The sequence below is a fragment of the Mycobacterium lentiflavum genome, from assembly GCF_022374895.2.
Classification (GTDB): Bacteria; Actinomycetota; Actinomycetes; order Mycobacteriales; family Mycobacteriaceae; genus Mycobacterium; species Mycobacterium lentiflavum.
Genome location: NZ_CP092423.2, coordinates 4,841,241 through 4,866,234, shown reverse-complemented (window position 1 = coordinate 4,866,234; position 24,994 = coordinate 4,841,241). Strand labels below are relative to the sequence as shown.

Genomic DNA, 24,994 nt, shown 5'->3' with positions numbered 1-24,994 from the left:
GGTGATCCTGGACCGCCGCATCAAGTTCCAACTGGCCCTTTTCGCTGTCATTTCGGTGGTGGCCGGTGCGATCATGGTCTTCCAGTACGTTAACGCCCCCGCATTGCTGTTCGGCGTCGGCCATTACAGCGTCACCCTCGAATTGCCGCGATCTGCCGGGCTTTATCCCAACGCCAACGTCACCTACCGCGGAACTGAAGTCGGCCAGGTGACAGGCGTATCGCTCACCGAGACGGGCGTTAAGGCGAAGCTGCTGCTCAAGTCGGGCATTGCGATACCGTCTCAGCTGCGCGCCGAGGTGCACAGCCAGTGGGCAGTCGGCGAACAGTACGTCGACCTGATGCCACGCTCCGCGACCGGCCCCGCGTTGAAAAACGGCGACGTGATCCCGGCAAGCGAGACCGCGTTGCCGCCCGACATCGACATGCTGCTGGACGCCGCAAACCGCGGGTTGGCCGCCATCCCGCAAGACAACCTCAAGACCGTCATCGACGAAAGTTACACGGCCGTCGGTGGGTTAGGCCCGGAATTGTCCAGGCTGGTAAACGGATCCACCCAGCTTGCCATCGATGCCGAAGCCAACCTCGACCCGCTGACCGCGCTGATCGACCGGTCCAAGCCGGTCCTAGACTCACAGACCGACACCGCTGATGCGATCCAGTCCTGGGCCGCGCATCTGGCCGACATCACCAGCCAGCTGCGATCAGCCGACACCGCTTTCGCCGGAGTTTTGCGCGGCGGCGGGCCCGCGCTCGAGCAAGCCCGGCAGCTGATTTCGCGACTACAGCCCACGTTGCCGCTGCTGCTGGCCAACCTGGTCAGCGTCGGGCAGGTCGCCGTCACCTACCAGCCGGCCCTCGAGCAGCTGCTCGTCTTGTTCCCGCAAGGGGTCGCCAACATGCAGGGCACACTGATCGCCAACCACGACACCAAGCAGGACTACAACGGCCTATATCTGGACTTCAAGCTCAACTTCAATCTGCCACCTCCGTGCTTGACCGGTTTCTTGCCGCCACAACAGCAGCGTGTACCCACCTTTGTCGACTATCCCAACCGACCCGCCGGTGACCTGTACTGCCGTGTGCCTCAAGACTCGCCGTTCAACGTGCGAGGCGCCCGCAACTATCCGTGCCTGACCGTTCCGGGCAAACGCGCTCCCACCATAAAGATGTGTGAAAGCGATGAGCACTACGCACCGCTCAATGACGGCTACAACTGGAAAGGCGACCCCAACGCCACCCTGTCGGGACAAGACATCCCACAGCTGCCGCCCCCAGGATCGCCATCCGCGGCCAACGCACCGCCCCCACCGGCGCCAGCCCCGATCGCCGCCGCCGAATACGACCCCGCCACCGGCACTTACATCGGCCCCGACGGGCGGCTATACAGCCAACAGGATCTGTCGCAAACCAAACCGAAGGAGCAGACATGGCAATCAATGCTGATGCCGCCGACGGGAAATTAGACGAGGCCCCAGCCGAAGAACGTTCCGACGAAGCTGCCGATTGCAACCGCCCAGACCACGCGCGGCCGGACCCACGCCCCGTGCGATTCGCTATCGCCGTGGGCCTGACGATGGTCATCGCGTTGGGCGCGGTAGCCGGCACCGTGGGATATCGCGCCTATCAATCAACCCGAGATCAGATGCAGCGCAACCTGTTTGTGCAGACCGCCCGCCAGGGTGCGCTGAACCTGACCACGATCGACTACACCGAAGTTGATACCGACGTGGCCCGCATCCTAAATTTGTCGACCGGAGCGTTCCGCGACGACTTTCAGAGGCGATCCCAGCCCTTCATTGATGTCGTCAAACAGGCGCAATCGAAATCACAGGGCTCGATCACCGAAGCCGGCCTGGAATCCCAGCAGGGCGATTCCGCCCAGGTGTTGGTCGCGGTCACCGTCAACACATCGACCGCGGGAGTCGCCGAGCCACAGCCACGAGCCTGGCGGATGCGCATCGCCGTTCAGAAACTCGGCGACGGCGCCAAAGTATCTGACGTCGAGTTCGTGCCATGATGCCGGCCCTACGACGCCGACGACTACACCGCGAAGGAAGCGAGGGCCCCGTGTCGGTCGAAACCGAAGAAGTCGTCGAAAACGTCGCCGATGACGAGGATTTCGAGGACAGCCCGACGGGCAGCCATGGCGGGGGTGACGACGACACCCTGGAGAATCGAAGGACCTGGCGCCGACGCGTCGCCTGGGGCCGGGTCGTGGCATACGGCGTTCTTCCCGGGCTGGCGCTAATCCTGGCGCTGACCGCCGCCTATGTGAAATGGCTGGATCTGTCGAAGCGTCAATCCAGCTTGGCCGGCATCGAATCCGTTCGGGCCGCCACAGACGGCACCGTCGCCATGCTGTCCTACCGGCCGGACACCGTCGAAAAGGACCTCAGCGCGGCGCGTGACCGTTTGACGGGACCGCTCAGAGACTCTTACACGTCGCTCACCCGCGACGTGGTGATTCCCGGCGCCAAACAAAGGCATGTCTCAGCAGCGGCCACAGTGGCGGCAGCCGCGCCGGTGTCCAGTTCAGCAAACCATGCCGTTGTGCTCGAATTCGTTAATCAAACCATCATCATGGGCAACGATCCGCCCACCAACACTGCCTCCCGGGTCCGAGTCAGTCTCGAAAAGGTCGGTGCCAGATGGTTAGTCAGCGGATTCGACCCGATCTAGGTCGGAATGTGTTGAACCGGTGAAGATTTGGAGATCCTTGCGCGCCGTACCGATCGCAGTAGTAACACTTGCTGTTGGCCCGATCGCGCCGGCCCTACTGTCGCCGGCGTACGCGGCCCCGGCGCCAGAGGTGGAATACGTCTATGACGTGATGGTGCGGCGGCACTACAACTTCGCCAACCCCACAGATGCCGTCAACTACGGCTACGGGATCTGCGACAGGGTCGGCCGCGGCGACAGTTACGGCCGAGTCATGAATGAGGTAAAGAATGACGTTGTCCCCAACGATGAGTTCGCGACCAATTATTTGGTCTCGAATGCGGTTAATCTGCTATGTCCCGCCCTGATCTGGCAGCTGCGCAACTCCGCCGCGCACTACCAACCACCGCCACCATGACGGCCCAACCGAACTGCCGCCAGCTGTATCGCTTGACGGCCAGAGCCGTGCGAGCACTGGCCATGGCGTCGCTGATGCCCACTGTCGCGGCGATACCCGGCGCCCGGGCCGACAACAAGCGGCTCAACGACAGCGTCGTGGCCAATGTCTATACGGTCCAGCACCAAGCTGGATGCAGCAACGACGTGAAAATCGATGCGCGACTGCAACTGGCAGCGCACTGGCACACCATGGACGTGTTGAATAACCGCAGCCTTGACGGCGACATCGGGTCCGACGGCTCCACGCCGCAAGACCGCGCCAACGCCGCGGGGTTTCACGGCAAAGCCGCCGAGACCGTCGCAATCAACCCCGCTGCAGCCATCAGCGGCATCGAGATTCTCAACCAGTGGTATTACAACCCCCCTTCGTTTGCCATCATGTCCGACTGCGCCAACAGCTCCATGGGCGTGTGGTCGGAGAACAGCCTGAGCCGCACCGTGGTGGTCGCCGTGTATGGCCACCCGACGTGATCCCGCAGGCCATAGGTGGCGCTTCCGAATCCCCATACTGATTGGACACCGACATGGATCCCAGCCCCGACTACGATGCTAGCGACGAGATCGAATACGCCATGAACTGGTTTGCGTGGATACTGCGGGGAACGTATCCGCCCCCCGCCTATCCGCCTACATAACCGCGGCCGCCGAGGCTGGCGGGCACACCCGCGGTGCTAAAACGATGGCGCGGTTCGCAGTGAGCTTCAGACTTCCCTGGCTCCGGTTTCCCCTTGAAAACGGGCCACGACCCATGGTGGACTCACCCCGGGCCCAGAAAGCGAGGACACGACGCCCTCATATCTCACCAGCCCCCTGGTGACTTCAACGCCGCGTAGGGATCTCGCTGGCGCAAAGCTGAAAGCTCGCAACATCGATTCTCTGGCACAAGTAAACATTTCTCGGAGATAGATTTGACCGGACCGTTACGAACCGCTGGAGGCACCGGATGGTCGACCTCAACCGGATCGACTTGAATCTGCTTGTCGCGTTCGACGCTTTGATGACCGAGCGCAGTGTCACACGCGCGGCGCACCGCCTCAACGTCAAGCAATCGGCGATGAGCACCACTCTCGGCCGGCTACGGAAGCTGCTGGGCGACCCCGTCCTCGTGCGGCAGGGACAAGCGCTTGTTGCGACGCCTCTAGCAGAGTCCCTGTTTGAGCCGGTCAGCGAAGCGCTGGCCCGGATTGAGTTAGTGCTCGAGCATCGTGGATTCAACCCCACAAGTGACCATCGGACGTTCAACATCATCGCCAGCGACCGCACAACCCTGACATTTCTGCATCCGTTCATCACCGCGTTGCACGACGAGGCGCCCAACGTGCGACTGAACATCACGCCCACGGGTGATGACTACGCTGAACGACTGCAACGCGGCCTGGCCGATCTGCTGCTCATTCCGCGCGAAGTCTTCGTTCAGCATTCGCACTACCCACATGAGGTCCTCTATCAGGACCGGTTTGTCTGCGCTGTCGATGCCGCCAACGAGCAGGTCGGCGATGCGATCACTCTGGAGCAGTTCAGCACGCTGCCGTATCTGGCGACCAGCTCAGGTCGGACCCCATCAATCGCCGAAATGCAGCTCGACTTCCTGGGCGTGTCGCGAAATACCAAGGTCATTGCGGGATTTAGCCTCGCACCATTCCTACTGCGCGGCGGACCGCTTATCACACTGATCCATGAGCGGCTCGCCCTTGCCGTTGGCGCCGCTTCATGGCTGCGGCTGCTTGAACCGCCTATCGAGTTGAAGCCACTCACCGAGATCATGGTGTGGACACCACGTGCCGAGCGCGAGCCCGGAAACAAGTGGCTAAGGATTGAGCTGCGTCGACAGGCCACGGCGACGGCAACTCGTGGTCCCGCAGGAGTCGATCTGTTGGCGCAAGCGCCGGGCACCGGACGCAATTAGCTACAACGTCGGCAACAACCACGGACGTCGGTCACGCTGCTCCTTTGCTCAGAACCGCGCGGTTGAACATTCCTTGGTCGGCGATTATCGTCTGCCCGGTCATGATTTTGTTGTGTCTTGACGCGAGGAAGGCATACAGCGGAGCGAAGTCTTCAGGGGTTGGTAGCTCCTGCAACAACACGAGTGACAGGAATAACCGCAAGAAGTCTTCCTTGGGGATGTCGGATTGTTTTTGCGATTCCAGGCCCAGCGCTGCCGGCCCGCGCAACTGACTGTTGGTGAAGGTGCTGGGCGCCACGCCGTTGACCCGTACCCGGGGGGCGAACTCGAACGCGAGTTGGTTGATGATGCTGACCACTGCACCCTTCGACGCCGTGTACATCAGGCCACCTCCGTCAGCAGCGTAGGCCGCTACCGACGCGGTCAAGACGATGGCGCCTTCGGACTGCTCGAGTAAGTCGACGAACACCCGCGCCGCCAGGATGTGGCCCAACGCGTTGATACGTAACACCTCGTCGAACAGTGCGGGGACGCTCTCGACCGGGACGTCGCGCAGCGCCACATTGCCGTCGAAGATGCCCTGGCAACCGATGAGTGCATCGAGCCGGCCGAACTGCTCGACCACCGCGGTACGGCAACGCTGCAGGTCCTCGACGAGGGTCACATCACCTTGCACCGCCAAGATATCGTCGCCGAATTCTTCCTTGAGCGCGGTGACTTTCTCCGCCGACACCTCCATCACTGCGACCTGGGCTCCTTCGTCACGGCAATGACGAGCAATCCCTAGACCAAGACCTGAGCCGCCCCCGATGATGAGAACGACATGCTCACTGAGCATTTGCATAATCCGATTTCCTTCTTTCACTCATGTTTCATGGTCATAGCGAGGCCGCGATCGTGGTGTATTCGATCGCCTCGGCATAGCTGGCCCGGCGCTGCAGCAGTCGGCGATACCCAGCCAGCGATGTCAGGCAGCCGCACGCAATAACGCCGTGGAGGTGGGTCCCGTCGCCGTAGAGAGCGATGAACTCGCTGTCGAGCGTCCCTTCCACGACTCGGGTATGGTCACGGGGCGACCGGTGGCCATAGCAGTGGTACTTCCGGTCGTACTGGTCGGTCCAGAAGTACGGAACCCTGACGAACGGACGCCGCTCTCCCCGCGCCAGGTTGAGTGCGGCGTGGCGGCCCTGTTCGACAGCGTTGGTCCAGTGCTCGATACGCACGCGGCGACCGCCCGTCGGGTCAGCGTAGCGGGCGACATCGCCGGCGGCGTACACCCCGGGCGCGCTGGTGCGTCCGTCCGCGTCGCAGAGCACCCCATCTTCGACGGCCACACCTGATCGGGCCAGCCATGCCGTCTCCGGGTCAACCCCGATTCCGGCGATCACATATGAGGTGCGGTGACAATAGCCATCGGAGGTGCGGACCGTGTAACCGCCGGGTTCTCCAGAGACTTCGACAGCCTGGCGCCCGCAGTGCACGATAGCGCCGCGCTCGGCGTGCAAAGTGCGCAGCGCGGCAGCGATCTCACGGCCTAGCACGTCGACCAGAGGAACGCTAGCCCGTCCGAACACTGTGACATCGACCCGCCGCGACCGGAAGGCGGCAGCGAGCTCAAGCCCGATGAACCCCGACCCGATCAACGTGACGTCGCTGTGCGACGCGGCGGCTTGCCGCAAGACTGCGAAGTCGGCCGCGGTGCGCAGCGTGGGCAGCGGCCGACCCTCCACGGTCCACATAGTCCGTGACCGGGTACCGGTGGCGATGATCAGTGCGTCATAAGGCAGCGCCTCGCCGTCGGTGGTCACGACATATCGACGGTCGATGTCCAGCCCCGCCGCTTCCACCCCCAGGCGGAGGTCGAATCGCTGGGCGGCGAGATGGTCGGCGGTACGAAGCTGGCGCAGACGTGGTTCATCGACGGAGGCTAGCAACGACTTTGACAGGGACGGCCGGTCGTAGGGTGCGATCGTTTCCGCAGACAGGATCGTCACCGATCCGTCGAAGCCAGCCTCGCGCAGTCCGTCAGCGGCTGCAAGACCCGCGGCTGACGCTCCGACGACGACGACATTGCGCAGTGACGGACCCACGGCTAGGGGCCCTCCACAATCGAGATCGCCTGGGTCGGGCACTGCCGGACAACTTCTTCGAGGTCGGCTCGGTCACGCTCGTCGACACTGGTTTTCAGCAGGATGACAGTGGGGCTTCCTGGCGGCACAACGAAAACGTGGGGCAGCAGGGCCACGCAGAGGCCAAAGGAGTGACAGCGCTGAGCGTCCACCGCCAGGTGCACACTGTGGGCCAATGGTTTCTCGGTCATAAGAAGATCCCCAGGTTCGGTGTGGCTACGCTCGTCTCGGTTAGCACTACCTCCCGGGAAAGCAGCCTGGGACCGTGTGCGCTGATTCGGATACGGTCGTAGCGGCGTGCCGGGATGAGATCGAAATGCGCATCGATTCCTCGCTGGCGATAGACCAGCACCGCGCTGGTCACCGACACTACGTCCGCTTGCACCCCGGTGATCTCGATGCTGCCGACCATGCGCAACGTGCGTGATGGCGGGATTTCGGAGTAGGCGTGGCCGGTGTGAAGCCGCTCAATGCGGGTGCGCACATGGGCTTTGGTGTCACGCAGCCGGAACGCGGCATGGTCGACCTCGTTGGCCCGGGGCACGGTAGCCTGACGGATCGGCACGACGTAGAGCACCTCGTCGTCGAGGAGCTCGAGCCATTCGTCCTCCCTGCCCTCGTCCAGCAGGCGTGCTTCTAGGCCGAGGAACTGGGTGACGGTGGCAAGCAACTGGGCGTCGATGGCCTGGCTTGGGACGGCAATAGTCATGTCAGTTCCGTTCCATCGGCGATCGTCGCGGTCCCCCCACGCATGACTTCTAGCCAGTGCCGGTAAAAGGCGAGCTGATTGTGCTCGCCATAGCCGGTATTGCGGCGCAGGCCGGGTCCCTTCCACTCCGGGTCGCGCGATTGGTCGACCGCCGAGTCTTTGCCTTGCTGAAAGTGCAACTGTAGCCCCGCCTTACGCGCCCACGAGCTGGCCGCGACCCGAGGTAGGCCCTCCCACGCCACGGTGTCGTCCTGTTCGAAGAGCCCCGATGACCCGAAGGCATACTGGCCGGTGATGTAGGCCTGCTGTGCTTCCTCCTCCGACATGAAGTTCCAGACGAACTGCCAGTTCCACAGCTCCAGCTCGCCCGGCGCGATGGGTTGCCACTGCCGGAAGCTTGTCATCACCGAATACGGCCCACCGGGCACGAGCGGGCAATTGAACCGGATAAAGCTGAGATTCGGAAACAATGTGCCCACCGTCGGCGGCTCATTGTTGACGACATGGAGCTGGGTCTCGTCGAGTTCTGAGAGGTCGAACCGTGAGGTAATTTCCGGTCCGTAGCCCCACAACAGGTACCCGGGATGGATCACCGTCGGCCAAGCGTGGCCCATGAAACTGTGGCCATTCTCGAACTCGTAGGCGCGGCCGATTTCGCAGTTGACGCGCAGGCCTTCAAAGAGGTGGATTTCCTCGACGCTAAAGTGCAGGCTCATCAGGTGATAGACGTCGCCGGCGAAGTTCTCCGCGGCGGTTTTCCAGTCGGCCCTCAGCTTGTAGCGCTCCGGCGGTCCTGCGACACGCATCCCGTCCGGGTGCAGACCCGTGATCAGGTCGAGCATCCAGCCGCCGCCACCAAGGTACTCCTCGAGCGAGGGCACGTCCGGGGACAGTGACGCGAAGATGAAGCCCTGCCGGGAGTCGACCTTCGCGGCCCGAAGCAGACCCCACTGCTTCGGGTCAAGCCGACGACCATAGGCTCGTTGCATCGCTGGGGTGCCGACCAAATCCCCGTTGTTGGAGTAGGTCCAACCGTGGTAGGGGCAAGTGAAGAACCGAGAATTACCGGTATCTGTCTGGCATACCTGCGTGCCGCGGTGGCGACAGTAGTTGGATAGCACGTGGATCTCGCCGTCGCCGTCACGGGTCACGATCACCGGATCGAGGCCGATGCGACGCTGGACAAAGTCACCGGGGTTCGGGATCTCGCTGGCGTGGGCGACGAAAACCCATGTGTTGGTGAAGATCCGATCCAGCTCGGCCTCAAAGACCTCTTGGTCGTTGAAGATCTCTACCGGGAGGAGTTCCTCTTCGAGTGCGCCCGCCACCCGGTCGAGCATTCTCTCGAGTCGAGGGCTCAGTGGCTGCGCTGCATGCATCTTGCCCATAACGGTCAACTTTCACTACTCCTGACAAGGCGACATCTGTCGGTAAAAAACACCGGCCATGCCGCTGTGACGCACCTAACCGATGACACCACGGTAGGGCGCAGGACACATTAGCGGAAACGGACAATGTCAATCGTGCCCATTGAGCACATCAATGTCCTCGGAATGGAAACTTTGCGGTGGAATACGACTACGCAATGAAGACCCGCCAGGGCAGAAGACAACGGGTGTCACCGCACGTAGGGGGCAATACCCAGCGCGCGTATGCCGCCGTGCGATCACTGAAACCGTCGTGTGTCAAAAAGTTGGCGGGTTTTTGGGTCGAGGCAGGCCGGCTGGGGTGCGCAGTCGGCGAGGGCCCGGAGGGGTCAAATGGCGTCGCAGATGATGCAGAAGTCGCGGACATCCATGTCGAGTGCGTCGCAGTCACCGATGCAGCCGCGCAACAGATGCTCGCATTTAAGCGGGCCGAAGAATCGTTCGACGGCGAACGTGCCGTAGCCGGAGGTCATCACGACGGACGCTGTTTGGTAGACCCTGCCGCGGAGCAAGGACACATCGGCGCGCCGCTTCAGCAAACGTCATCTCGTCGGCAAGCAACCGCCAATGCCAGCCTCGCCTTCTTACCGGCTGCAATCTTGGTGCGCCGCGACCGAATCATCGCTCAACCTTCCAGCAATGGCCCGCAGTTATCTACAACTAGCGACCTGCCAAAAATTTTGAGTCAGGGGAATACGCTGTTGCCAAACATGGCTTCGATTGCTTCTAGCGGTGCACCGTCGACGCCGGGATCGTAACGCGAACCCCGCAAGCCGCGTCGTCTGCTGTCATCGTCGCAGGTCATTCTAGAACCCGGCCGGGCCAGTCAATCGGTGCTGACCTACCGGTCACGATGTCAGACGAGGCGGCTCGGATGCGGCGCCGGACCAGATTCTCGCATCAGCAGCCACCTCCGCCCACAGAATCGGTGAGCCACTCAGACCGGAGGCACTATGACCGCCGTTGCGCGGCGGACAGCCGTTGCGCGGCGGACAGCCGTTGCGCGGCGGACAGCCGTTGCGCGAACTCGGGCGAAAGGATCGATGCGGCCTGCGGGCTTAACTCGGTCTCAACGGCGATGCGGTGCTGGTCAAGATCCACCGTGCCAGGATTGGCCGTCGCGCGCATCGACGCCTTGGTTGCGATAACGACGTCCCGCGGAGCGCCGGCAGGACCTCCGGCGAGTTGGCGCGCGGCAGCCACCGGATCCTCAGCGACATCAAGCACCAAACCGTGGTGCGCGGCTGCCTTTGCGTCCAGCGTCAGCCCGAACAGGATTAACGCGCGGGCGACCTGTGGCCCAACGGCACGCTGCAGCATCCACGTCGCGCCGCCGCCAGGATGAATCCCCAGTTTTTGAAACCGTGGATCGAATACCGCACTGGGACTTGCGATTCGGATATCGGCAGCCAGGGCCAGATTAAGTCCGGCGCCGACCGCGGGCCCGTTGACTGCGGCGATGGTCGGCAGCGAGCACTGTGCGACAGCCAGGAAACCGTCGTAGATACACCGCAGACCATCTTCGGTGGCAGTGCCTAACGAGGTAAGGTCGGCTCCGGCGCAAAACACCTTGCCAGCACCTGTCACAATCAGCGCGTGCACAGCGGGGTCCGCCTCGGCGGCCTCCACAGCGGCCCGCAGCGCCGACGAGATCGGCATCGTAATCGCGTTGCGGCGATCAGGCTCATTGATGGTGATGACAGCAGTACGGTCTTCAACTGCCATCAGTATTGAATCTGGCACCGGCTACACCCCGAGGATTCGTTCGGCATTGCCATGAAAAATCTGCTCCATTACGTCGTCGGCAAGGCCTAAGTCGGCCCACTCCTTAAAGAGGCGTTGATGAGGAATGCTCGGGTAGTCGCTGCCGAACATGATTTTGTTACGGAGTCGTCCTGCAATGTCCTTGCGCAGCGACTCCGGGAAATACTTTGGGGCCCAACCGGAAAGCTCCCAACTCACATTTCCTTTGTGCAGCGCAACCGCTGTCATCTCGTCGATCCAGGGCCAGCCGGGGTGTGCTGCGATGATCGTCAATGACGGGAAGTCAGCAGCGAGCGTGTCGATGGCGCGCGGATGGGCGTGATGAATTTTTGCTCCCAGTCCGCCTGGCAGCCCAGCGCCCATTCCAGTCGTCCCAGCATCGATCATCACGGGACATTTGAGACTGGCGAGCGTTTCCCACAGCGGATACAGCGCGCGGTCGTCGACAGAGTAATGCCCCATGATCGGGTGGAAGTGGAAGCCAAGCAGACCGTGGTCGATGAACGCCGACTTTGCTTGTGAAACGGCGGCTTCACCTTTTAGGGGGTCAACCGCACCCCATGCTTGAAGGATCACATCCTTATGCCGATCCCGGAAACCCGCAACATACTCGTTGCTGCACGGCTCGGTACCCGCAACCGATTCGATGTCGAAGGCGACGAGCACCGCGCTCACGCCAGCAGCCTTGAAATCTTCGACGACCTCGTCTTCCTGTTTGGCGACCCAGTTCCGTTTCCAGTAGCGACTCAACGCTTCGACGTATGGCCCCTGACTTCGTATTAGCGGCTCGGTATTGGGGTAGCAATGCAGGTCGATGATGCGCATAGGAGAAGCCCTTTCGCCGAGACTCGAATGATAACTACTGTCGTAGTTATCAACAGTGTAGTTCTGGCCTGCCCAGGGTGCAATGTCCGACTTTTGCGCTTAGATCAGGGGCTAGGCGGCTCAGGCGCTTCTACGTCGCGGCAATTGCCCTGCGCGAGTAGAGATCCCGCCCAAACGCAGCCCGCAAATTCGATAGGACGCGCGGCAGCGTTCTTGCCTCAAACGTCCTCGGCATAAAGTCCCGATACGCGAGGACTCTGACGCGATCGGAATCTAATGCCGTGCGCGGCATCTGCGGCACCGATATTCGCACCGATAACCTGGTTCCACGGGTCATCGGCGAGCAAAGCCGCAGAACCTAGCCGTGCTGCGTAGTCACTGGGCCTGCCGAATTCATCGATCCAACAGCGCGCACGCAGCGTGGCCAACCGCAACGGGTGGTCGAGAGTCACGCCCAGGGCACCGTGCAGCTGGTGCGCGCTTTCGGTGACAGGTCCTACGATCCGCCCCAAACTGACCTTGGCGACGGCGACCGCATACTCAGTTTCGGGGGCCGCGAACCCGAAATCGGCCGCCGCGGCAACGGCTAAGGTCGCTGTGGCGCGGGCCCGCTCGATCTGTCCCGCCATGGCGGCAAGCGTGTGTTGAACCGTCTGGAACCCCGACAGTGGGCGGCCGAACTGGACTCGTTGGGTAGTATGAAGCACTGACAGCTCGGCTGCCGCGTCGAGCGCACCAATCACCTGCATACACCGTGCCCACCTTCCGCGGCACTGCAACTCGGCGCAGGCCGCAGGGTCGAGGATGTGCAACCGGTCAGTTGCGACAGAAAATGTCACCCGGTCGCGAGGTTCGCCGGCCAGATTATGGTGTTGTTCGATTGCTGGATCTTCCACCATGCCGACACATAACCCATGGCTGGTTTGCGCGGCGAGAAGCACTGCAGCCGATCGCGCCCAGGGTACGTCAACGGCCGTTCCGTTGATGCGATCCCGGGCCACTTCTGCATCGACGATAGCCACGGTGGTGGGCCCGTGGGGCAGCGACAGATCAGCCTGGCCGGCCAGCCAGCCGGCCAGCAGGTCGGTCTCTGCGACAGGAACTGCGCTGGCGTAGCGCGCCAGCCCGCGCAATACCACCGCAACCTCCGCTGCGCCGGCACCAAGTTCCGGGTCGCTTGTCAGGCGGGCCAATCCGGTCTGTTCAAGATTGCGCCATAATTCAACGTCGAGAGCCTCGGGTAGACCTCGCCGGCCTACCTTCGCGTCGAGTGACCGGCGACCTAGCTCGCCGACTAGCGTCCGAAGCTCGGCATGCTCATCGTCGGGTGCGATGGTTTCAAAGACTCCGCCGGCTAGCGCCGTAACTGCGCTCACCGGAGCGCCATTTCGTGGGCGATGACCCCGCGCAGGACCTCGTTGGTGCCACCGCGTAGCGAGAACATCGGCCGATGCAACCAGGCGGTGTTCAACATCGTGCGCAAGGACTCAGCCAGTGTGGCGTAGTTCAAAAGCTCGGCAACGATATCGACAGATTCCTGCTCGAATCGGGTGCCAAGGTCCTTGACCAGGGCGGCCCGCGCCTGGGGGTCTGCGCCTTCGGACAGCATGCGCGCTACCGAAACTGCCAATTGGCGCAACGAAATCATGCGTGCGAGCAACTCACCCACTTGCATGAGGGTGTTGCGTTCATTCATGCCGTCGGCGCTCGCGATGGCTCGAACTGCGGCGAAAATCAACGGTGCGGTCGACAGAAACCGCTCTGGACCACTTCGCTCGAACGCAAGCTCTGATGTCACCTGGCGCCAGCCCTCACCAATCGTGCCCAGAACGTCGCAGTCGGGCACGACCATGTCGTCAAAGGTCACTTCGTTGAAATGATGCTCTCCAGACATCATTACGACGGGCTCAATTCGCACACCCGCGGTATCGCACGGCACAAGAAACTGGCTCAGACCAGCGTGGCGATGCCGGGGATCAGCCGGGCTGGTTCGAGCCAGCACCACAATCAGGTGTGCATGATGCGCCCCGCTGGTCCACACTTTGGTGCCGCGCAGTAGCCAACCCCCGTCGGTCCGGGTGGCCCGTGTCTGGACCGCTGCCAGATCCGAACCGGCGGCGTGTTCACTCATTCCGATGGCCGAATAAAGTTGACCGTCGGCGATGAGCGGCAAGAGCTGCCGCCGCTGCACTTCGCTTCCATACGCCAGCAAAGCCGGCGCGAGCTGACGATCAGCGAACCAATGCGCGGCGATTGGCGCACCGTGAGCCAACAGCTCCTCGATGACCACATAGCGATGTAGGTGCCCAAGGGACCGACCGCCGTACCGCTTGGGAATGGTCAATCCCAGGAAACCGGCCTCGCCGAGCCGCGCGCTGAATCCAGGGTCCCAGCAGCTCAGCCACGAGTCGACCGCCGGGCGCCATCCAAATTCGGTGCAATCGGCGCGCAAAAAATCACGCAGCGATGCCCGCAATTGCGCCAACTCGGGTTCGTTCATGCACAACGCGTCGAAGCACCTCATACGATTGCTCCTATTATGCCCGCTTTGATGCTGACAACAACTCGCCCCGAATAGTAGATTGTAATTGGGACCCGCAACGCAATTAACGCCTGAATACGCATTTAAAATAGTCGACGCTTTCCCGACGTTGATGAACGGACAAATGCGGCACACAGGCAGTAACGATGACCTGGAATTTTCGGCTGCGAAGCTTGCTGTTCAACAAAGAACGCCGCGTCATTGCGCACACAGCGTCGGTCATACGTGACTGCCCTCCAGGAGTTCAATGACGCGGTCGGCGGTGGTGAAGTGATCCTCGGCTTTAAGGTGATGCCGCGGAACGGGGTAGATTATTGGGTAAACGCCCTCGGACAATAGCCAGTTGATCCGTCGCTTACATGCGTCGTTGTCGCCGGTCAGCGTGAACGTTTCGAGCATCTCGTCGGAAACGTAGGACGCTGCTTTGGCGTAGTCACGCGTCTCCCATACTTCCTTCACCCGACGGAAATCGTCACCTAGGCCGCTGATCTCGGCAATGTGCTCGTAGTGCGGGGATGCGCAATAAAACGCACATCCGCGACGCATTGCATCCCTACTTTCGGAAGAATTATCGGGTGCGGCCATCTCAAGCGCCAGAAGCTTAACCTCTGAAGGATCGCGGCCAACCTGCGCGCAGCCTTTGGCGATCATCTCGCGATAGTTCTGCAACGATTGCGGCGTCAGCCAATTACTGATGAAACCGTCATAATATTTTGCCGCAACTCCAATCATTTTAGGCCCGAGCGCAGCCTGGTAGATTGGCACATGTTCTGCAATAGGGCCTTCTCGTAGGTGAAAGTTGTCGACGTTGAACCACTCGCCGTCATAGCTGAACCTCTGCTCCGACAAAAATCCACGGATGATCTCGAGCACCTCTTTTGAACGAGCAATCGGCCGCTCGATCTTGATGCCGTGGCCCTGTGTCATAAAGCCAATACCTCCGGTGCCAAGCCCCAAGTGGAACCGGCCTCCAGAAAGATCCCAAATGGTACGTGTCCCCATAGCCAGCAACATCGGTGTTCGGCTGTAGAAATTGACGATCGAGGTACCGAGAATAATTCGTTCGGTATTCTGGGCTAATAGCGCGAGAACGGCAAAGGCCTCCTTGCCGCTCTCCTCGGTCAGCCAGAATCCGTGGTAGTCGCTGGCTTCACAGTGCTGAGCCAGGCGGATGATCTCATCGAAATTCATATCCGCTGTGTGAAGCATCAGGCCAATGTTGTGTGGCATCAGGCTCTTCCTCTCTGCCCGCCGGTCCGCCAGAATCAGGCGGCCAGCACCGATGATAGCGCACTGCTACCTACCATAGTAGTGACTACCGCTAATAAGCAACGAGGGCCCCGTTCGCGCCTTGGGCGATTGACCATGTCACGCGGCTCATTACAATCGTAGTTAGTAGACAAGCCGCAGGCGGGGAGGGTCAGGCTCCGCCGGTGACCCTCCGCCGAGGGCCTACATTGAGGGAGACGTGTATGACAACGAGTGAAGCCGCAATGGTCGATTCGCTTCGGCCGCTTGGGTTTACGCAGTACGAGGCGCAAGCCTATGTAAGCCTGCTTCTGCACGGCGAGCAGACCGGTTACTCGCTTGCCAACCTTTCAAGCGTCCCGCAACCCAAGGCATATGAGACGCTGCGGCGCCTCGAACGGCGCGGCGTCGTAATCCGTATCGGCGACGATCCCGCACGATTCGCGCCCGTGCCCGCCGCCGAGGTTCTTGATAAGGCGCAGTCAGACTTTGCGTCACTGATCGATCGTTCACGGCGCGAAGCGGATCAACTCGTAGAGGGTCACCAAGAGCTTGCCGTGTGCACGATGACCAAGATCGCGTCGCGCCAAGCCGTACTCAACCAGGCGACCACATTGCTTGACGCCGCCACGACGAAGGTCTATCTGTCCGGCCACACGGACGAATTGAAACCGATGGCAGAGGCAGTCATTGCCGCCGAGCGGCGGGGTGTCCACGTTATACTTGTCCATTTCGGAAAACGACCATTCAAACATGCCGGACCTGTATTTCGGCACGCCAGCACGGAGGCATTCGTCTATCCCCACCACCAGGCTCATCACGTCGCTATGACCGTCGACTCGAAACGTACGATGTGGGCTACCGCACGCGACGGGCATTCCTGGGAAGGGCTGGTGGCCGACGATCGCACGTTGGCAAGTGTAATCAAGCTCTACATCCGCCACGATATTTTTGTCCAGCGAATATACACCGACCTGCGCGGGGAACTGCAGGCCCTATACGGTTCAGGGCTGGAGCGGCTTGGCGACTTTTCGCCGACCGAGGCCGAGCCGCGCCGTCGATCAGGCCCGGGCAGGCCGGTGGCGAGCTGACCTGTGAGTCTGGTTTGTGCTGTCCGGGCCTGCTCCTGGGCCGTGGCCGTTGAGTGGGGCTAGGGACATCGTGCTCTTGATGTGCGCACGACAATGCGCTAGTCGATTTTGTCGCCGGGCGTGTTCGGGCGCGTCCGTTCCGGCGGATCGGGTAGTTACGTGCTGTCACTCTCGTAAGTTCTGGCGCGAACAATTGATCACATCAATTTGCGCCATCTAAAACGATCGTTGGTATTTCACAGGGCATTTGCCATAGCCTCAAAGACACCACGAGGTAGTGACCGTGGATGGCGGTGCACGGCGGCCGCGTCGGCGCACTCGGCCCCGAATCCGATGCCTTGGCGAATTACGGTGAAATATTAAGTCGTTCGGGTCGTGTGATGTCGTGCTTGAGGTCAATCCGGATCGCCGCCGTCGCGGAGTGGGTGGCGCCCACGGACAACGACGAACGTGCCGAAAACTCGGCGCAGGATTGCTGACACGGCGTGAGGAGAAGTGTTGAGAAAAATCGCATTGGAAGAACATTTCTTCACCCCCGAACTGGCGGACTATAGCTCCAGCACGAAGGCGATCGCCAGCACGCGTGCGTGGGCGGAGGCAAGTCGTCGGCTAGCCGATTTCACCGAGAAGCGCCTGCCGGACATGGACGCGGCCGGCTTGGATGTCCAGGTATTGTCGTTGACCGCTCCGGGTCTGCAGGCCGAGCCCGACGCCAAGGTTGCCACCGCGAAGGCAACAGCGGTCAACGATTTCCTCGCAGGGATCATCGCTGAGCATCCCACCCGATTCTCCGGATTCTGCGCGTTGGCTTTGCAAGATCCCGGGAAGGCAGCCGACGAGTTGGAACGCGGCGTGACACAACTCGGTCTCTGCGGTGCCCTCGTCAACGCGCACACCCAAGGCGTCTATCTGGACGATCCGGGCTTGTCCGTGGTGTGGGAATGCGCGGAAGCCCTTGACGTGCCGCTGTACCTGCATCCGGCGAACGGTGTCGACAAATCCCACGTGTTCTCTGGTCACCCAGAGCTCGAGGGACCGATGTGGAGCTGGGGAGTTGATACCGCCACCCACGCACTGCGATTGGTGTTCGGAGGAGTCTTCGATCGATATCCGAACGCCAAACTGCTGCTGGGGCATATGGGCGAAGGATTGCCTTACGTACTGTGGCGGCTCGACTCACGGTGGGATTTTCATAACCGACATGGAATCGAGCTTCAGCTCGAGTATCCCTCCCACTATCTGCGTCGCAACTTGTTCGTCACAACAAGTGGTGCGGTCTCGTCAGCGCCGCTGCTGTGCTCGATCCTGGCGTTAGGTGCCGACCACATTCTGTTCGCCACCGACTATCCTTTCGAAAGCATCAGCAAGGCATGTGAATTCATCGCGAATGCTCCGCTAAGTGAGGCTGATCGCGAGAAAATCTGCTTCCGCAACGCGGAGTCTCTGCTGAATGTCAAGCCGGTTCATCCGTGAAGCGGGCTTGGTTTGCAGATAAGCCCACCGGGACTGAGTTGTAGATGGCACGAAGCCGCGAAGTTGACCACATGCTAGGCAGCTTCTCGAATCCGCGCGGCGCTCAAAAGCTTCGCCTTGCTAAGCGCACGCCAAAAGCAATGCGGGACGACCTATCTAGGCCGCCGCCGCTCGCCGCGGTGTCGGCACGAATCGCCCGCGTGAACAACCCGGACGAAAGACAGGCAACCGTGGTGGCGACGGGTCAGCTTGACGGCGCGCATGCGCTCTTGGCGAGGCCGCCGGGTGAATCGTCTAACTGGCCAAGACATCCAGGTGTCTTTCGATTGGGGCCACAGCAATGCGGCGTCACGATATTCGAAATGGGACGTAAATGAGCACTGGTGATTTGCGATTGGGATTCAAGGGCGTTGGATCCACGCAAGCACGGCGGCCAGGTAGTCCTCCAATGACCAGCTAGCAGCGCGGCCCTGCTCGGCTAGCCGCCCGTAGTGGGCGGCGATGCGCGGGGCTTTGAGTAGCCGGGCTTGGTGGGCAATCAGCTTGTCGGCCTCACCGGGAGCAGGGGCGCGTTTGGGGGCCATCAGGCGACCTCACCGGTCCCAAACACGGCGTCATAGGCGCCCAGATCAGCGACTTGGACCTCGATGTCGAGGTGAGTACCGGCAGGTGGTCGGTACCGGAAGTTCTCGCGCATGGTCGCCGCCGCGCCAGATGTTCGGGGTCTGAGGCCAATCCTGCTGTTCCCCATAGCCGTTGGTGATCGGCAACCACGCGGTCTGCGCAGCGGGCCGTAACTCGATCCAGTGATGCGCTCACGGTGATCATCCGGCCGATCGCCTCCGGATGCACCGAATAGGCGTTGTAACGGCGATGTTGACGTAGTAGTCCCGACTCAACCGGGTGGTCGTCGTGGTGCCGGTGGTCGGGGCCAGAGGCGGCAGCGCTGCCATCGTCTGCTGATCGGTGCCCAAAGCCTGGGCAGGGATCATCATGGTGGTGGCGTGCTTGCGCGGATTGGCCACCTGCGCCAGCCAGTCAGCCAGTTGGCTGTTGAACTCGTGCGCCGAGACGAAGCGGTGGCGCGGCAGAATCGATGTCGCAAGATAACCGTTGGCTCGCTCCACCAGCCCCTTGGTTTCGGGGTCATAGGGTCGGGCCTGGATGAGCCGGGTCCCCAGCACTCCGCAGAACCCGGCCACTCCTTCAGCGAGCCGGCCGCGTTGACCAATACCGAACTCGTTGTCCCACAACAGTGTTCGAGGAACCGCGCCGATGCACTGCGAAAGCAGCTGCCACATGCCGGCCAAAAGATCCCCGGTGATCCGCGACGGGATCATCATCGCGGCGATAAACCGCGAGTAGGCGGCGACCATCACCAGCACCGGAAACGACCGCAGCACCCCGGCATGGTCGGGCATCACCCGACCGGGCAGCCACAGATCACACTGCACCTGCTCACCAGGCAGATGCACCAACCGGTCGCAGGGATCAGCCGGGGCGTACTCGGGGCGGATCCGCGCCACGTTTTCCGCGAACCACGAATGCCCGCCCATCCAGCCAACGCGTTGGGCGATCACCGTCGCCGGCATCGTCGGATACTGGCTCAACATCGTCCGCACCGCTGGTTCGATTTGCGCCCTTGCCGAGGTCGTCACCGCTGCCCGCTCATAGCGCGGCGGACCATCCGAACACAGCGCCTTGGCCACGGCATTTCGTGACAGACCCAGCCGCCGCGCGATCGCAGCCTGCGACAACTTCTCCGACCGATGCAGCCGGCGAATCTCGGCCCAATCCACCACAGTGATCACTCTCCAATCGAAGGGTGCTCACTTTCGACCGGAATCACCTGCTCACTTTTCGACCGGAACCGACAGCTTCTCGGTGCCCAGCGGCTCCGAGCCTGATCAGAACTGTCCCATCCATGGCAATGCCGGACCAAAATCAGAAGTGTCCCCGCAACTTCTGAATCCCATGCTGGGTCTAGAGATAGTAGGCGCGAAGAGTCGAGACAGGAACCTCGTGCCTCTATTCGCGCTACGAAGACCATAGATGGCTTGCAGGCCAATCAGTCCTGGTCGCCGACCTCCTCCATGGCGATGGTGCTCCGATGCCGCAACGGGGCCCAGCCGTCGCAAACCGTCGACCAACCATCGAACCTGTCTGGTTTCGCCATCGTTCGCCACCTGGGTTCTAAGGCTGGGCGAGGTCTATCGCCCCCAGCGTCCTCGAGGACCGCTTCCGGTACATGGAAACTGCTTCCCTGCATGCGGTGTAGATCCGAACGGAGGCAGGCGGTCGACCATTCGCACAACGTTCCCCGGTTTTATGCTGGCTACGTGTTGACGCCACCAATGCCTTCCACGGAACCGAAGGTCGTCTTGCGTCATTTTGCCTTTCGCGTAGTTGTCCGATCAGCTGAAACGCGGCCCCGCGCTGCTTAAGGTTCACCATCGTCACGTCGCCAACCGGCTAGGCGATTCCGGGCTCGGCATGAACGACATGACGGTCGGTGGGGCGCATAGGGGCCCTGGGCAGGACGCGTTACGGTTGGTGGCCGCTCTTAACGCCGTCAAGCTCGAAAACAAAACCGCAGGTAACAAACAGGACTGGATTGAAACGAGATGAAACGAACATCCAGGTAAACCGGTATTTCGCCTGGTCGAAACAGCGGTTCGATTCCCCTTAGCTCCACTTGATTTTCGTGCAGCTAAGACCATTTTAGATTTTAGCTGCCTTCTGCTTCTTGGACTGCTCGGTCCGCAACTGGTCCGCAGCGGCTCGAATCGCTTCGTCCAGACCGACTGCTACCGCGTCCAAATCTTCGTCAAATAGGTCGGCGTAGACGTCTAGCGTCATCGACGCTTTGGCGTGACCCAGCATCCGCTGCACAGCCTTCACGTTGGCCCCGGCGCTGATGGCCAGGCTGGCCGCCGTGTGTCGCAAGTCGTGCGGGGTGATCGACGGAAAGCTACCGTCAGTCGTCTTGCACCTCTCTACCGCTGGCTCGAAGACTCGTGTTCGCCAGTTGGAGTTTCGCAGGACGCCGCCGCGCTGGTCGGTGAAAACCAATGCGTCTCGGTCCTTCGCCGTCATTAGCGCGGAAAGCTCGTCGGCGAGCGCGGCGGGGAAGGCACGGATCGGCGCTCGTGCGTTTTCGGCGTACTCCACTGCAGCCCACCGGATTCGGTGACGGAGCGCGATACGTTCACCCGACGTCGAAGCATGTCGAAGTCTTGGACTCTAAGGGCTGCCATTTCGCCCCACCCGAGTCGCGTGTAGCTCAAGAACCGGACAACCTCTGCCTCGCGGTCGACGGCACCGGCCAGCGTGGCCACCTGTGCATGCGTGAGGTAACCGCGGTCTGCGTGGTGTCGTTTAGGCAGTTTCACCCCGTCGCACGGATTGCGGGGGATGCGACCATCCTCGACCGCGGCGCCCCAGGACTTGGCGTAACACACCGAAAGCATTCTCGAGACTGCTCGATATCATTCTTGAGACTGCTCGATATAAGGAAGGTGTCCGCGCTGCCGGGAGACTTCAGCGTGGGTTCGGGATCACCTGGCAACGGCCACGCGCACGTCAAGTTGGCGAAATCCGTTCCGCCGCATCAACACGAGTCCCTATGCCGCGCTTTGGGTGCTCACCTTGGGGCGGTCGATTCCAAAATCTCCGACAACGACGTGTTGCGCCCACCGGGCACTTTCAACCACAAGCCCACCGTTCGGGGCGGCGCACCAGCAGAGGTGACGTGGCTCATCCGGCCTACGGGTGAGTGTATTCAGCCAGACGAGCTCGCTCCCTACCAGCCGACTTATCTCCTGGTTGCGCAGCTCAAGGCCGGCGTCGGTACGGCGCGCGGCCCCGGTGGGCTATGCGTGGGCTGTCGGTCGGTGTCACCTTGGCCGAGACGTGTTGGCTGGCTATGGAAGCCGTAAGGTGGGGGAGGTGCGCTCACCCACAGGCACGGCGCGAGCTGTTCCAGCGCGGACGCATGAACCCGGGTCAGTCGCCTAAACCCGTTTGGTACCGCGACGCAGAACCGGCGGGCTGGCAATCCAGAGTCGCGCAGCAGACAGTTTCGAGTCGTCCTTCGCGTTGGTCCTTCGGCGGCAGATGCGCGAGTCGACGCCATGGTCGGCGGTGATCTCTCATGTCAGGATGAGCGGGCGGAGGGACACGGTACGCAGACCGGAGGTGACTATGACGGCACAGCAACCGGCGGCTAGGTCACACAAGCAGATCCGCTATGCCGTGGTCCTCAATGGAGGGGTCAGCCTAGCTGTCTGGATGGGTGGTGTCATCCACGAGCTGAATCGAATCCGTCTTGCCTCCATGCAGGCGCCGGACTCCGAGCTCGCCGGGGACGTGGATCCGTGGAGAGCCATTCTCGAGGCAGCGAAGCGCACAGCAGTGGTGGACTTGGTTGCGGGAACGAGTGCGGGCGGTCTGAACGGCACAGTGCTCGCCGCGGCAGTCGCCAAGGGGGCAGACATGCCACTGATGCGCACGGTGTGGACGCAAACAGCTGCTCTCAGCGTCTCCCGCCTCGTTCGTCAACACCCGCAGGGCGCGCATTCCGTTCTCGATGGCGACTATCTCAAGAGTCAGGTAAAAGAGCTGCTCGCACAGATGCAGGACAATTCTGATCGCGCGCAGGACTGCACGCTTTTGATCACCGCCACCGCCTTGGATAGCACGGTGGTGCAAACGCCTCTAGAAAGTGGTGCCGCGATGTCGCAGCGCGACGGACGGCGCGTGTGTAAGTTCGATCGCAAGCTGCCGCCTGATGGGCGATCTCCTGCGTCCGGCAGCACCATCCGCGGAGCGGTGTCGGGACACAACCATTTCGATTTCACGGCCAACAACCAGAATCTAGATGCACTGACATTGGCGGCGAGAGCTTCGGCGTCGTTTCCGGTGGCGTTCGCGCCCGTCTACGAAACCGCAGAGCTGAAGTCTCGTCGTGTTGTGCCCAAGGACACGCGCGTCGGGCCCAGTTGGCTGGTCGACGGCGGCGTCCTCGACAACGCACCGATCGAACCATTGCTGGACGTGCTACGGGAACGGCCCATAGGCGAGCCACACGACCGCGTCATGCTCTACATCACACCTGGCGTCGGCCAACCGGCCGGTGCCGCGTCTTCGGCCACCGGCACCCCGACGATCAAACAGACACTGGCCTCGGTGTTATCGGCGATCCGCGAGCCCGATGCGCGTCTGGACCTGGACGCGCTGCATCTGATCTTCGAGGAAATGAGCCTGACGAGAACGCAAGCGCACGAGATGATCTCGTCATTCTTAGCGAGCCCAAACACCCAGGACCTGAGCAACCTCAAGCAGGCCGTCGAGTTAATGTTCGAGCGATACCGGCGCGCACGAGCGGAGGCATTTGAGCGATACCTGTATGCGGTGTCGGGCGAAACCCAGACGTCGAAGCTGCAGCCGCCACCAGAGCCCAGCCTGGACCCCAATGTCGTCCCTGGTATGCCAAATGAAGCGTTTCCACCCCTGTCAGAGGGTTCCTGGCATTGGGGTGCGGCCGGGGCCGACCGTTGTCTTCGATGGTATGGACAGGCTCTCTCAAGGCTCCACGCCGGGGCAGACGAGTCCCTTGCCGCTGGGATCGAACAAGCAATGCCCATCGTCGCCGCTGCGCTCGACGAGGTCGTTGCGCTTGGCAAAGTGATTCGCGCGGCTGTCGCTGGCCAAAAAGCCAGTGTGATGAGCTCGAGTGTGCAACTGCGCAACCTGCGTGGTGTGTACTCCACCGGGTCACCAGCGCTTGAGAAAATTTACGGATCTGATTGCGGGTCACTGTCGGTGCGTCTCGGAACGATCATGCAAGGTGCTGTCGACGCGATCCACGATGCGGTTGTCAACGTTTCGGCATCGGATTTACTCGATCTCGTCGTGAGCGTGGAAGTCCTTAGCGGATGGCGAGATTGGGGCGGCGCAGACTATGACGTGCCGGAGCTTCGCTTTCACAACGTGACGCCCGCAGCCGCACCTGCGTCCCGAATTCCGCTCGAAAATCTTCCTAGCCAATCGGATTGGCCAATCAAGAAGCTGTACGGACAGCGTCTCGGGCACTTCGGCGCCTTTGCCAGCGAGCGCGGCCGGCACCACGACTGGCTATGGGGTCGACTCGACGTTGCCAGCGAGCTCAGCAGGCAGTTGCTAGCAACGGCAGGCGTCGATACCGCTGAGGCGCAACGTCTTATCGGCGACTTGATCGACGGAATTCTGGCCGACGAAGACACCGATCCCGACGCCGTCGCCAAAGGCGCAATAGAAGCATACGAAGTGGAGAATGCGCAGCTGGTCAACGACTTTCGACGTGAACCTAAGTCACTCGCCAAGCTCGAGGACACCCTATGGGCTCTATCGCACCAATGGGGGAAGCCCGGATTCTGGTTACGGGTGGTGCTGCAGCCAGACTGGACAATAAGTCAGGCGGACCACATCCTCCCCACATCTGACAGGCGGTCTCCCAAGCTGAAACGAACAGCAAGATTCGTCCGCTGGGCGACAGGAATCGGACTGCGTGTCTTCGGCCGGAAGTTACCCTCAGAACTTCGATACCATGCTCGGCGCCGTCGCGCGCAGACGTCACGCCACGACGCTCCGCCACGCGATCGTTCTGGCACAAAATCACGAGGCCCGGATGAAACAGAAGCAGAGGTTGGCTCACCTGACGAGACTCGGGACGTGGGTACGTAGGGCAGGACGCCCGGCATTAGTCTACAAATCTCTGTCGC

The 24,994-nt window shown here is 61.6% G+C and carries 20 protein-coding genes and 3 pseudogenes; 10 read left to right on the top strand and 13 right to left on the bottom strand.

Annotated elements, in window-relative coordinates; translation table 11 throughout:
• Position 1: 1 nt before the first annotated feature.
• From MJO58_RS22585 to MJO58_RS22560, 6 genes and pseudogenes are all read left to right on the top strand, one after another.
• Complete coding sequence (locus tag MJO58_RS22585) at positions 2-1,465, top strand: MCE family protein (RefSeq protein WP_239721037.1); 1,464 nt, start codon at positions 2-4, stop codon at positions 1,463-1,465.
• A complete protein-coding gene (locus MJO58_RS22580) occupies positions 1,429-2,019 on the top strand; it encodes an Rv1363c family protein (RefSeq protein WP_239721035.1) in 591 nt (196 codons plus the stop codon). Before MJO58_RS22585 ends, MJO58_RS22580 begins: the two co-directional genes overlap by 37 nt.
• A gap of 50 nt (positions 2,020-2,069) precedes the next feature.
• Positions 2,070-2,681, top strand: a complete 612-nt coding sequence (locus tag MJO58_RS22575) for a hypothetical protein (RefSeq protein ID WP_239721034.1) — start codon at positions 2,070-2,072, stop codon at positions 2,679-2,681.
• Between the two features lie 19 nt (positions 2,682-2,700).
• On the top strand, positions 2,701-3,078 hold the full coding sequence (locus tag MJO58_RS22570; RefSeq protein WP_259608724.1) for a DUF732 domain-containing protein: 378 nt from the start codon (positions 2,701-2,703) through the stop codon (positions 3,076-3,078).
• Positions 3,079-3,140: 62 nt separating this feature from the next.
• A pseudogene (locus MJO58_RS22565) lies at positions 3,141-3,754 on the top strand (CAP domain-containing protein).
• Between the two features lie 308 nt (positions 3,755-4,062).
• On the top strand, positions 4,063-5,025 hold the full coding sequence (locus tag MJO58_RS22560; RefSeq protein ID WP_239721032.1) for a LysR family transcriptional regulator: 963 nt from the start codon (positions 4,063-4,065) through the stop codon (positions 5,023-5,025).
• Positions 5,026-5,056: 31 nt separating this feature from the next.
• Here the strand turns inward: MJO58_RS22560 and MJO58_RS22555 are convergent, their stop codons facing one another.
• From MJO58_RS22555 to MJO58_RS22535, 5 genes are read right to left on the bottom strand one after another with little or no spacing between them, the layout of a single operon-like run.
• Positions 5,057-5,863, bottom strand: coding sequence for an SDR family oxidoreductase (locus MJO58_RS22555; RefSeq protein ID WP_239723404.1), 807 nt, complete (start codon positions 5,861-5,863; stop codon positions 5,057-5,059).
• A gap of 40 nt (positions 5,864-5,903) precedes the next feature.
• On the bottom strand, positions 5,904-7,115 hold the full coding sequence (locus tag MJO58_RS22550) for an NAD(P)/FAD-dependent oxidoreductase (protein WP_239721031.1): 1,212 nt from the start codon (positions 7,113-7,115) through the stop codon (positions 5,904-5,906).
• A gap of 2 nt (positions 7,116-7,117) precedes the next feature.
• Positions 7,118-7,345, bottom strand: a complete 228-nt coding sequence (locus tag MJO58_RS22545) for a ferredoxin (RefSeq protein WP_239721030.1) — start codon at positions 7,343-7,345, stop codon at positions 7,118-7,120.
• A complete protein-coding gene (locus tag MJO58_RS22540; RefSeq protein ID WP_239721029.1) occupies positions 7,342-7,863 on the bottom strand; it encodes an aromatic-ring-hydroxylating dioxygenase subunit beta in 522 nt (173 codons plus the stop codon). The genes MJO58_RS22545 and MJO58_RS22540 overlap by 4 nt, the downstream gene beginning before the upstream one ends.
• Positions 7,860-9,251: an aromatic ring-hydroxylating oxygenase subunit alpha gene (locus MJO58_RS22535; RefSeq protein ID WP_239721028.1), complete on the bottom strand. Its 1,392-nt coding sequence runs from the start codon at positions 9,249-9,251 to the stop codon at positions 7,860-7,862. Before MJO58_RS22535 ends, MJO58_RS22540 begins: the two co-directional genes overlap by 4 nt.
• 197 nt (positions 9,252-9,448) lie before the next feature.
• Here MJO58_RS22535 and MJO58_RS22530 point away from each other — a divergent pair, with 197 nt between their 5' ends.
• Positions 9,449-10,048: a hypothetical protein gene (locus MJO58_RS22530; protein ID WP_259608723.1), complete on the top strand. Its 600-nt coding sequence runs from the start codon at positions 9,449-9,451 to the stop codon at positions 10,046-10,048.
• Between the two features lie 193 nt (positions 10,049-10,241).
• Here MJO58_RS22530 and MJO58_RS22525 read toward each other — a convergent pair whose 3' ends face one another.
• The 5 genes from MJO58_RS22525 to MJO58_RS22505 all read right to left on the bottom strand — a co-directional run bounded on the left by MJO58_RS22525 (position 10,242) and on the right by MJO58_RS22505 (position 15,651).
• Positions 10,242-11,015 (bottom strand): enoyl-CoA hydratase, encoded by a 774-nt coding sequence (locus tag MJO58_RS22525; protein WP_434086263.1) that lies wholly within the window; start codon positions 11,013-11,015, stop codon positions 10,242-10,244.
• Positions 11,016-11,036: 21 nt separating this feature from the next.
• Positions 11,037-11,879, bottom strand: a complete 843-nt coding sequence (locus MJO58_RS22520; RefSeq protein ID WP_239721024.1) for an amidohydrolase family protein — start codon at positions 11,877-11,879, stop codon at positions 11,037-11,039.
• A gap of 218 nt (positions 11,880-12,097) precedes the next feature.
• A complete protein-coding gene (locus MJO58_RS22515; RefSeq protein WP_239723402.1) occupies positions 12,098-13,213 on the bottom strand; it encodes an acyl-CoA dehydrogenase family protein in 1,116 nt (371 codons plus the stop codon).
• 38 nt (positions 13,214-13,251) lie between these two features.
• Positions 13,252-14,403, bottom strand: a complete 1,152-nt coding sequence (locus MJO58_RS22510) for an acyl-CoA dehydrogenase family protein (protein WP_239723401.1) — start codon at positions 14,401-14,403, stop codon at positions 13,252-13,254.
• A gap of 237 nt (positions 14,404-14,640) precedes the next feature.
• A complete protein-coding gene (locus MJO58_RS22505) occupies positions 14,641-15,651 on the bottom strand; it encodes an LLM class flavin-dependent oxidoreductase (RefSeq protein WP_239721022.1) in 1,011 nt (336 codons plus the stop codon).
• Positions 15,652-15,893: 242 nt separating this feature from the next.
• Between MJO58_RS22505 and MJO58_RS22500 the strand changes: the two genes are divergently transcribed.
• Both MJO58_RS22500 and MJO58_RS22495 read left to right on the top strand, forming a co-directional pair.
• Positions 15,894-16,760 carry a TrmB family transcriptional regulator gene (locus tag MJO58_RS22500; RefSeq protein ID WP_239721021.1) on the top strand — a complete coding sequence of 289 codons (867 nt, stop codon included), beginning with the start codon at positions 15,894-15,896 and terminating at the stop codon, positions 16,758-16,760.
• Positions 16,761-17,258: 498 nt separating this feature from the next.
• Positions 17,259-18,233: an amidohydrolase family protein gene (locus MJO58_RS22495; RefSeq protein WP_239721019.1), complete on the top strand. Its 975-nt coding sequence runs from the start codon at positions 17,259-17,261 to the stop codon at positions 18,231-18,233.
• Positions 18,234-18,652: 419 nt separating this feature from the next.
• On the opposite strand, the pseudogene MJO58_RS22490 reads toward MJO58_RS22495, so the two are convergent.
• The 3 genes and pseudogenes from MJO58_RS22490 to MJO58_RS22480 all read right to left on the bottom strand — a co-directional run.
• Positions 18,653-18,817, bottom strand: a pseudogene (locus MJO58_RS22490) (AAA family ATPase); the annotation flags it as partial.
• A pseudogene (istA, locus tag MJO58_RS22485) lies at positions 18,817-20,035 on the bottom strand (IS21 family transposase). The pseudogenes istA and MJO58_RS22490, both read right to left, overlap by 1 nt.
• A gap of 919 nt (positions 20,036-20,954) precedes the next feature.
• Positions 20,955-21,404: a tyrosine-type recombinase/integrase gene (locus MJO58_RS22480; RefSeq protein ID WP_239721018.1), complete on the bottom strand. Its 450-nt coding sequence runs from the start codon at positions 21,402-21,404 to the stop codon at positions 20,955-20,957.
• Positions 21,405-22,436: 1,032 nt separating this feature from the next.
• Here MJO58_RS22480 and MJO58_RS22475 point away from each other — a divergent pair.
• Positions 22,437-24,956, top strand: a complete 2,520-nt coding sequence (locus tag MJO58_RS22475; RefSeq protein ID WP_239721017.1) for a DUF3376 domain-containing protein — start codon at positions 22,437-22,439, stop codon at positions 24,954-24,956.
• Positions 24,957-24,994 lie beyond the last annotated feature (38 nt).

Bases quoted from the DNA above. Each gene is read 5' to 3' on its own strand.
- MJO58_RS22580 (WP_239721035.1), top strand. From the start codon at position 1,429: ATGGCAATCAATGCTGATGCCGCCGACGGGAAATTAGACGAGGCCCCA.
- MJO58_RS22560 (WP_239721032.1), top strand. From the start codon at position 4,063: ATGGTCGACCTCAACCGGATCGACTTGAATCTGCTTGTCGCGTTCGAC.
- MJO58_RS22555 (WP_239723404.1), bottom strand. From the start codon at position 5,863: ATGCTCAGTGAGCATGTCGTTCTCATCATCGGGGGCGGCTCAGGTCTT.
- MJO58_RS22545 (WP_239721030.1), bottom strand. From the start codon at position 7,345: ATGACCGAGAAACCATTGGCCCACAGTGTGCACCTGGCGGTGGACGCT.
- MJO58_RS22540 (WP_239721029.1), bottom strand. From the start codon at position 7,863: ATGACTATTGCCGTCCCAAGCCAGGCCATCGACGCCCAGTTGCTTGCC.
- MJO58_RS22535 (WP_239721028.1), bottom strand. From the start codon at position 9,251: ATGGGCAAGATGCATGCAGCGCAGCCACTGAGCCCTCGACTCGAGAGA.
- MJO58_RS22530 (WP_259608723.1), top strand. From the start codon at position 9,449: ATGAAGACCCGCCAGGGCAGAAGACAACGGGTGTCACCGCACGTAGGG.
- MJO58_RS22525 (WP_434086263.1), bottom strand. From the start codon at position 11,015: ATGGCAGTTGAAGACCGTACTGCTGTCATCACCATCAATGAGCCTGAT.
- MJO58_RS22520 (WP_239721024.1), bottom strand. From the start codon at position 11,879: ATGCGCATCATCGACCTGCATTGCTACCCCAATACCGAGCCGCTAATA.
- MJO58_RS22510 (WP_239723401.1), bottom strand. From the start codon at position 14,403: ATGAGGTGCTTCGACGCGTTGTGCATGAACGAACCCGAGTTGGCGCAA.
- MJO58_RS22505 (WP_239721022.1), bottom strand. From the start codon at position 15,651: ATGCCACACAACATTGGCCTGATGCTTCACACAGCGGATATGAATTTC.
- MJO58_RS22500 (WP_239721021.1), top strand. From the start codon at position 15,894: ATGACAACGAGTGAAGCCGCAATGGTCGATTCGCTTCGGCCGCTTGGG.
- MJO58_RS22475 (WP_239721017.1), top strand. From the start codon at position 22,437: ATGACGGCACAGCAACCGGCGGCTAGGTCACACAAGCAGATCCGCTAT.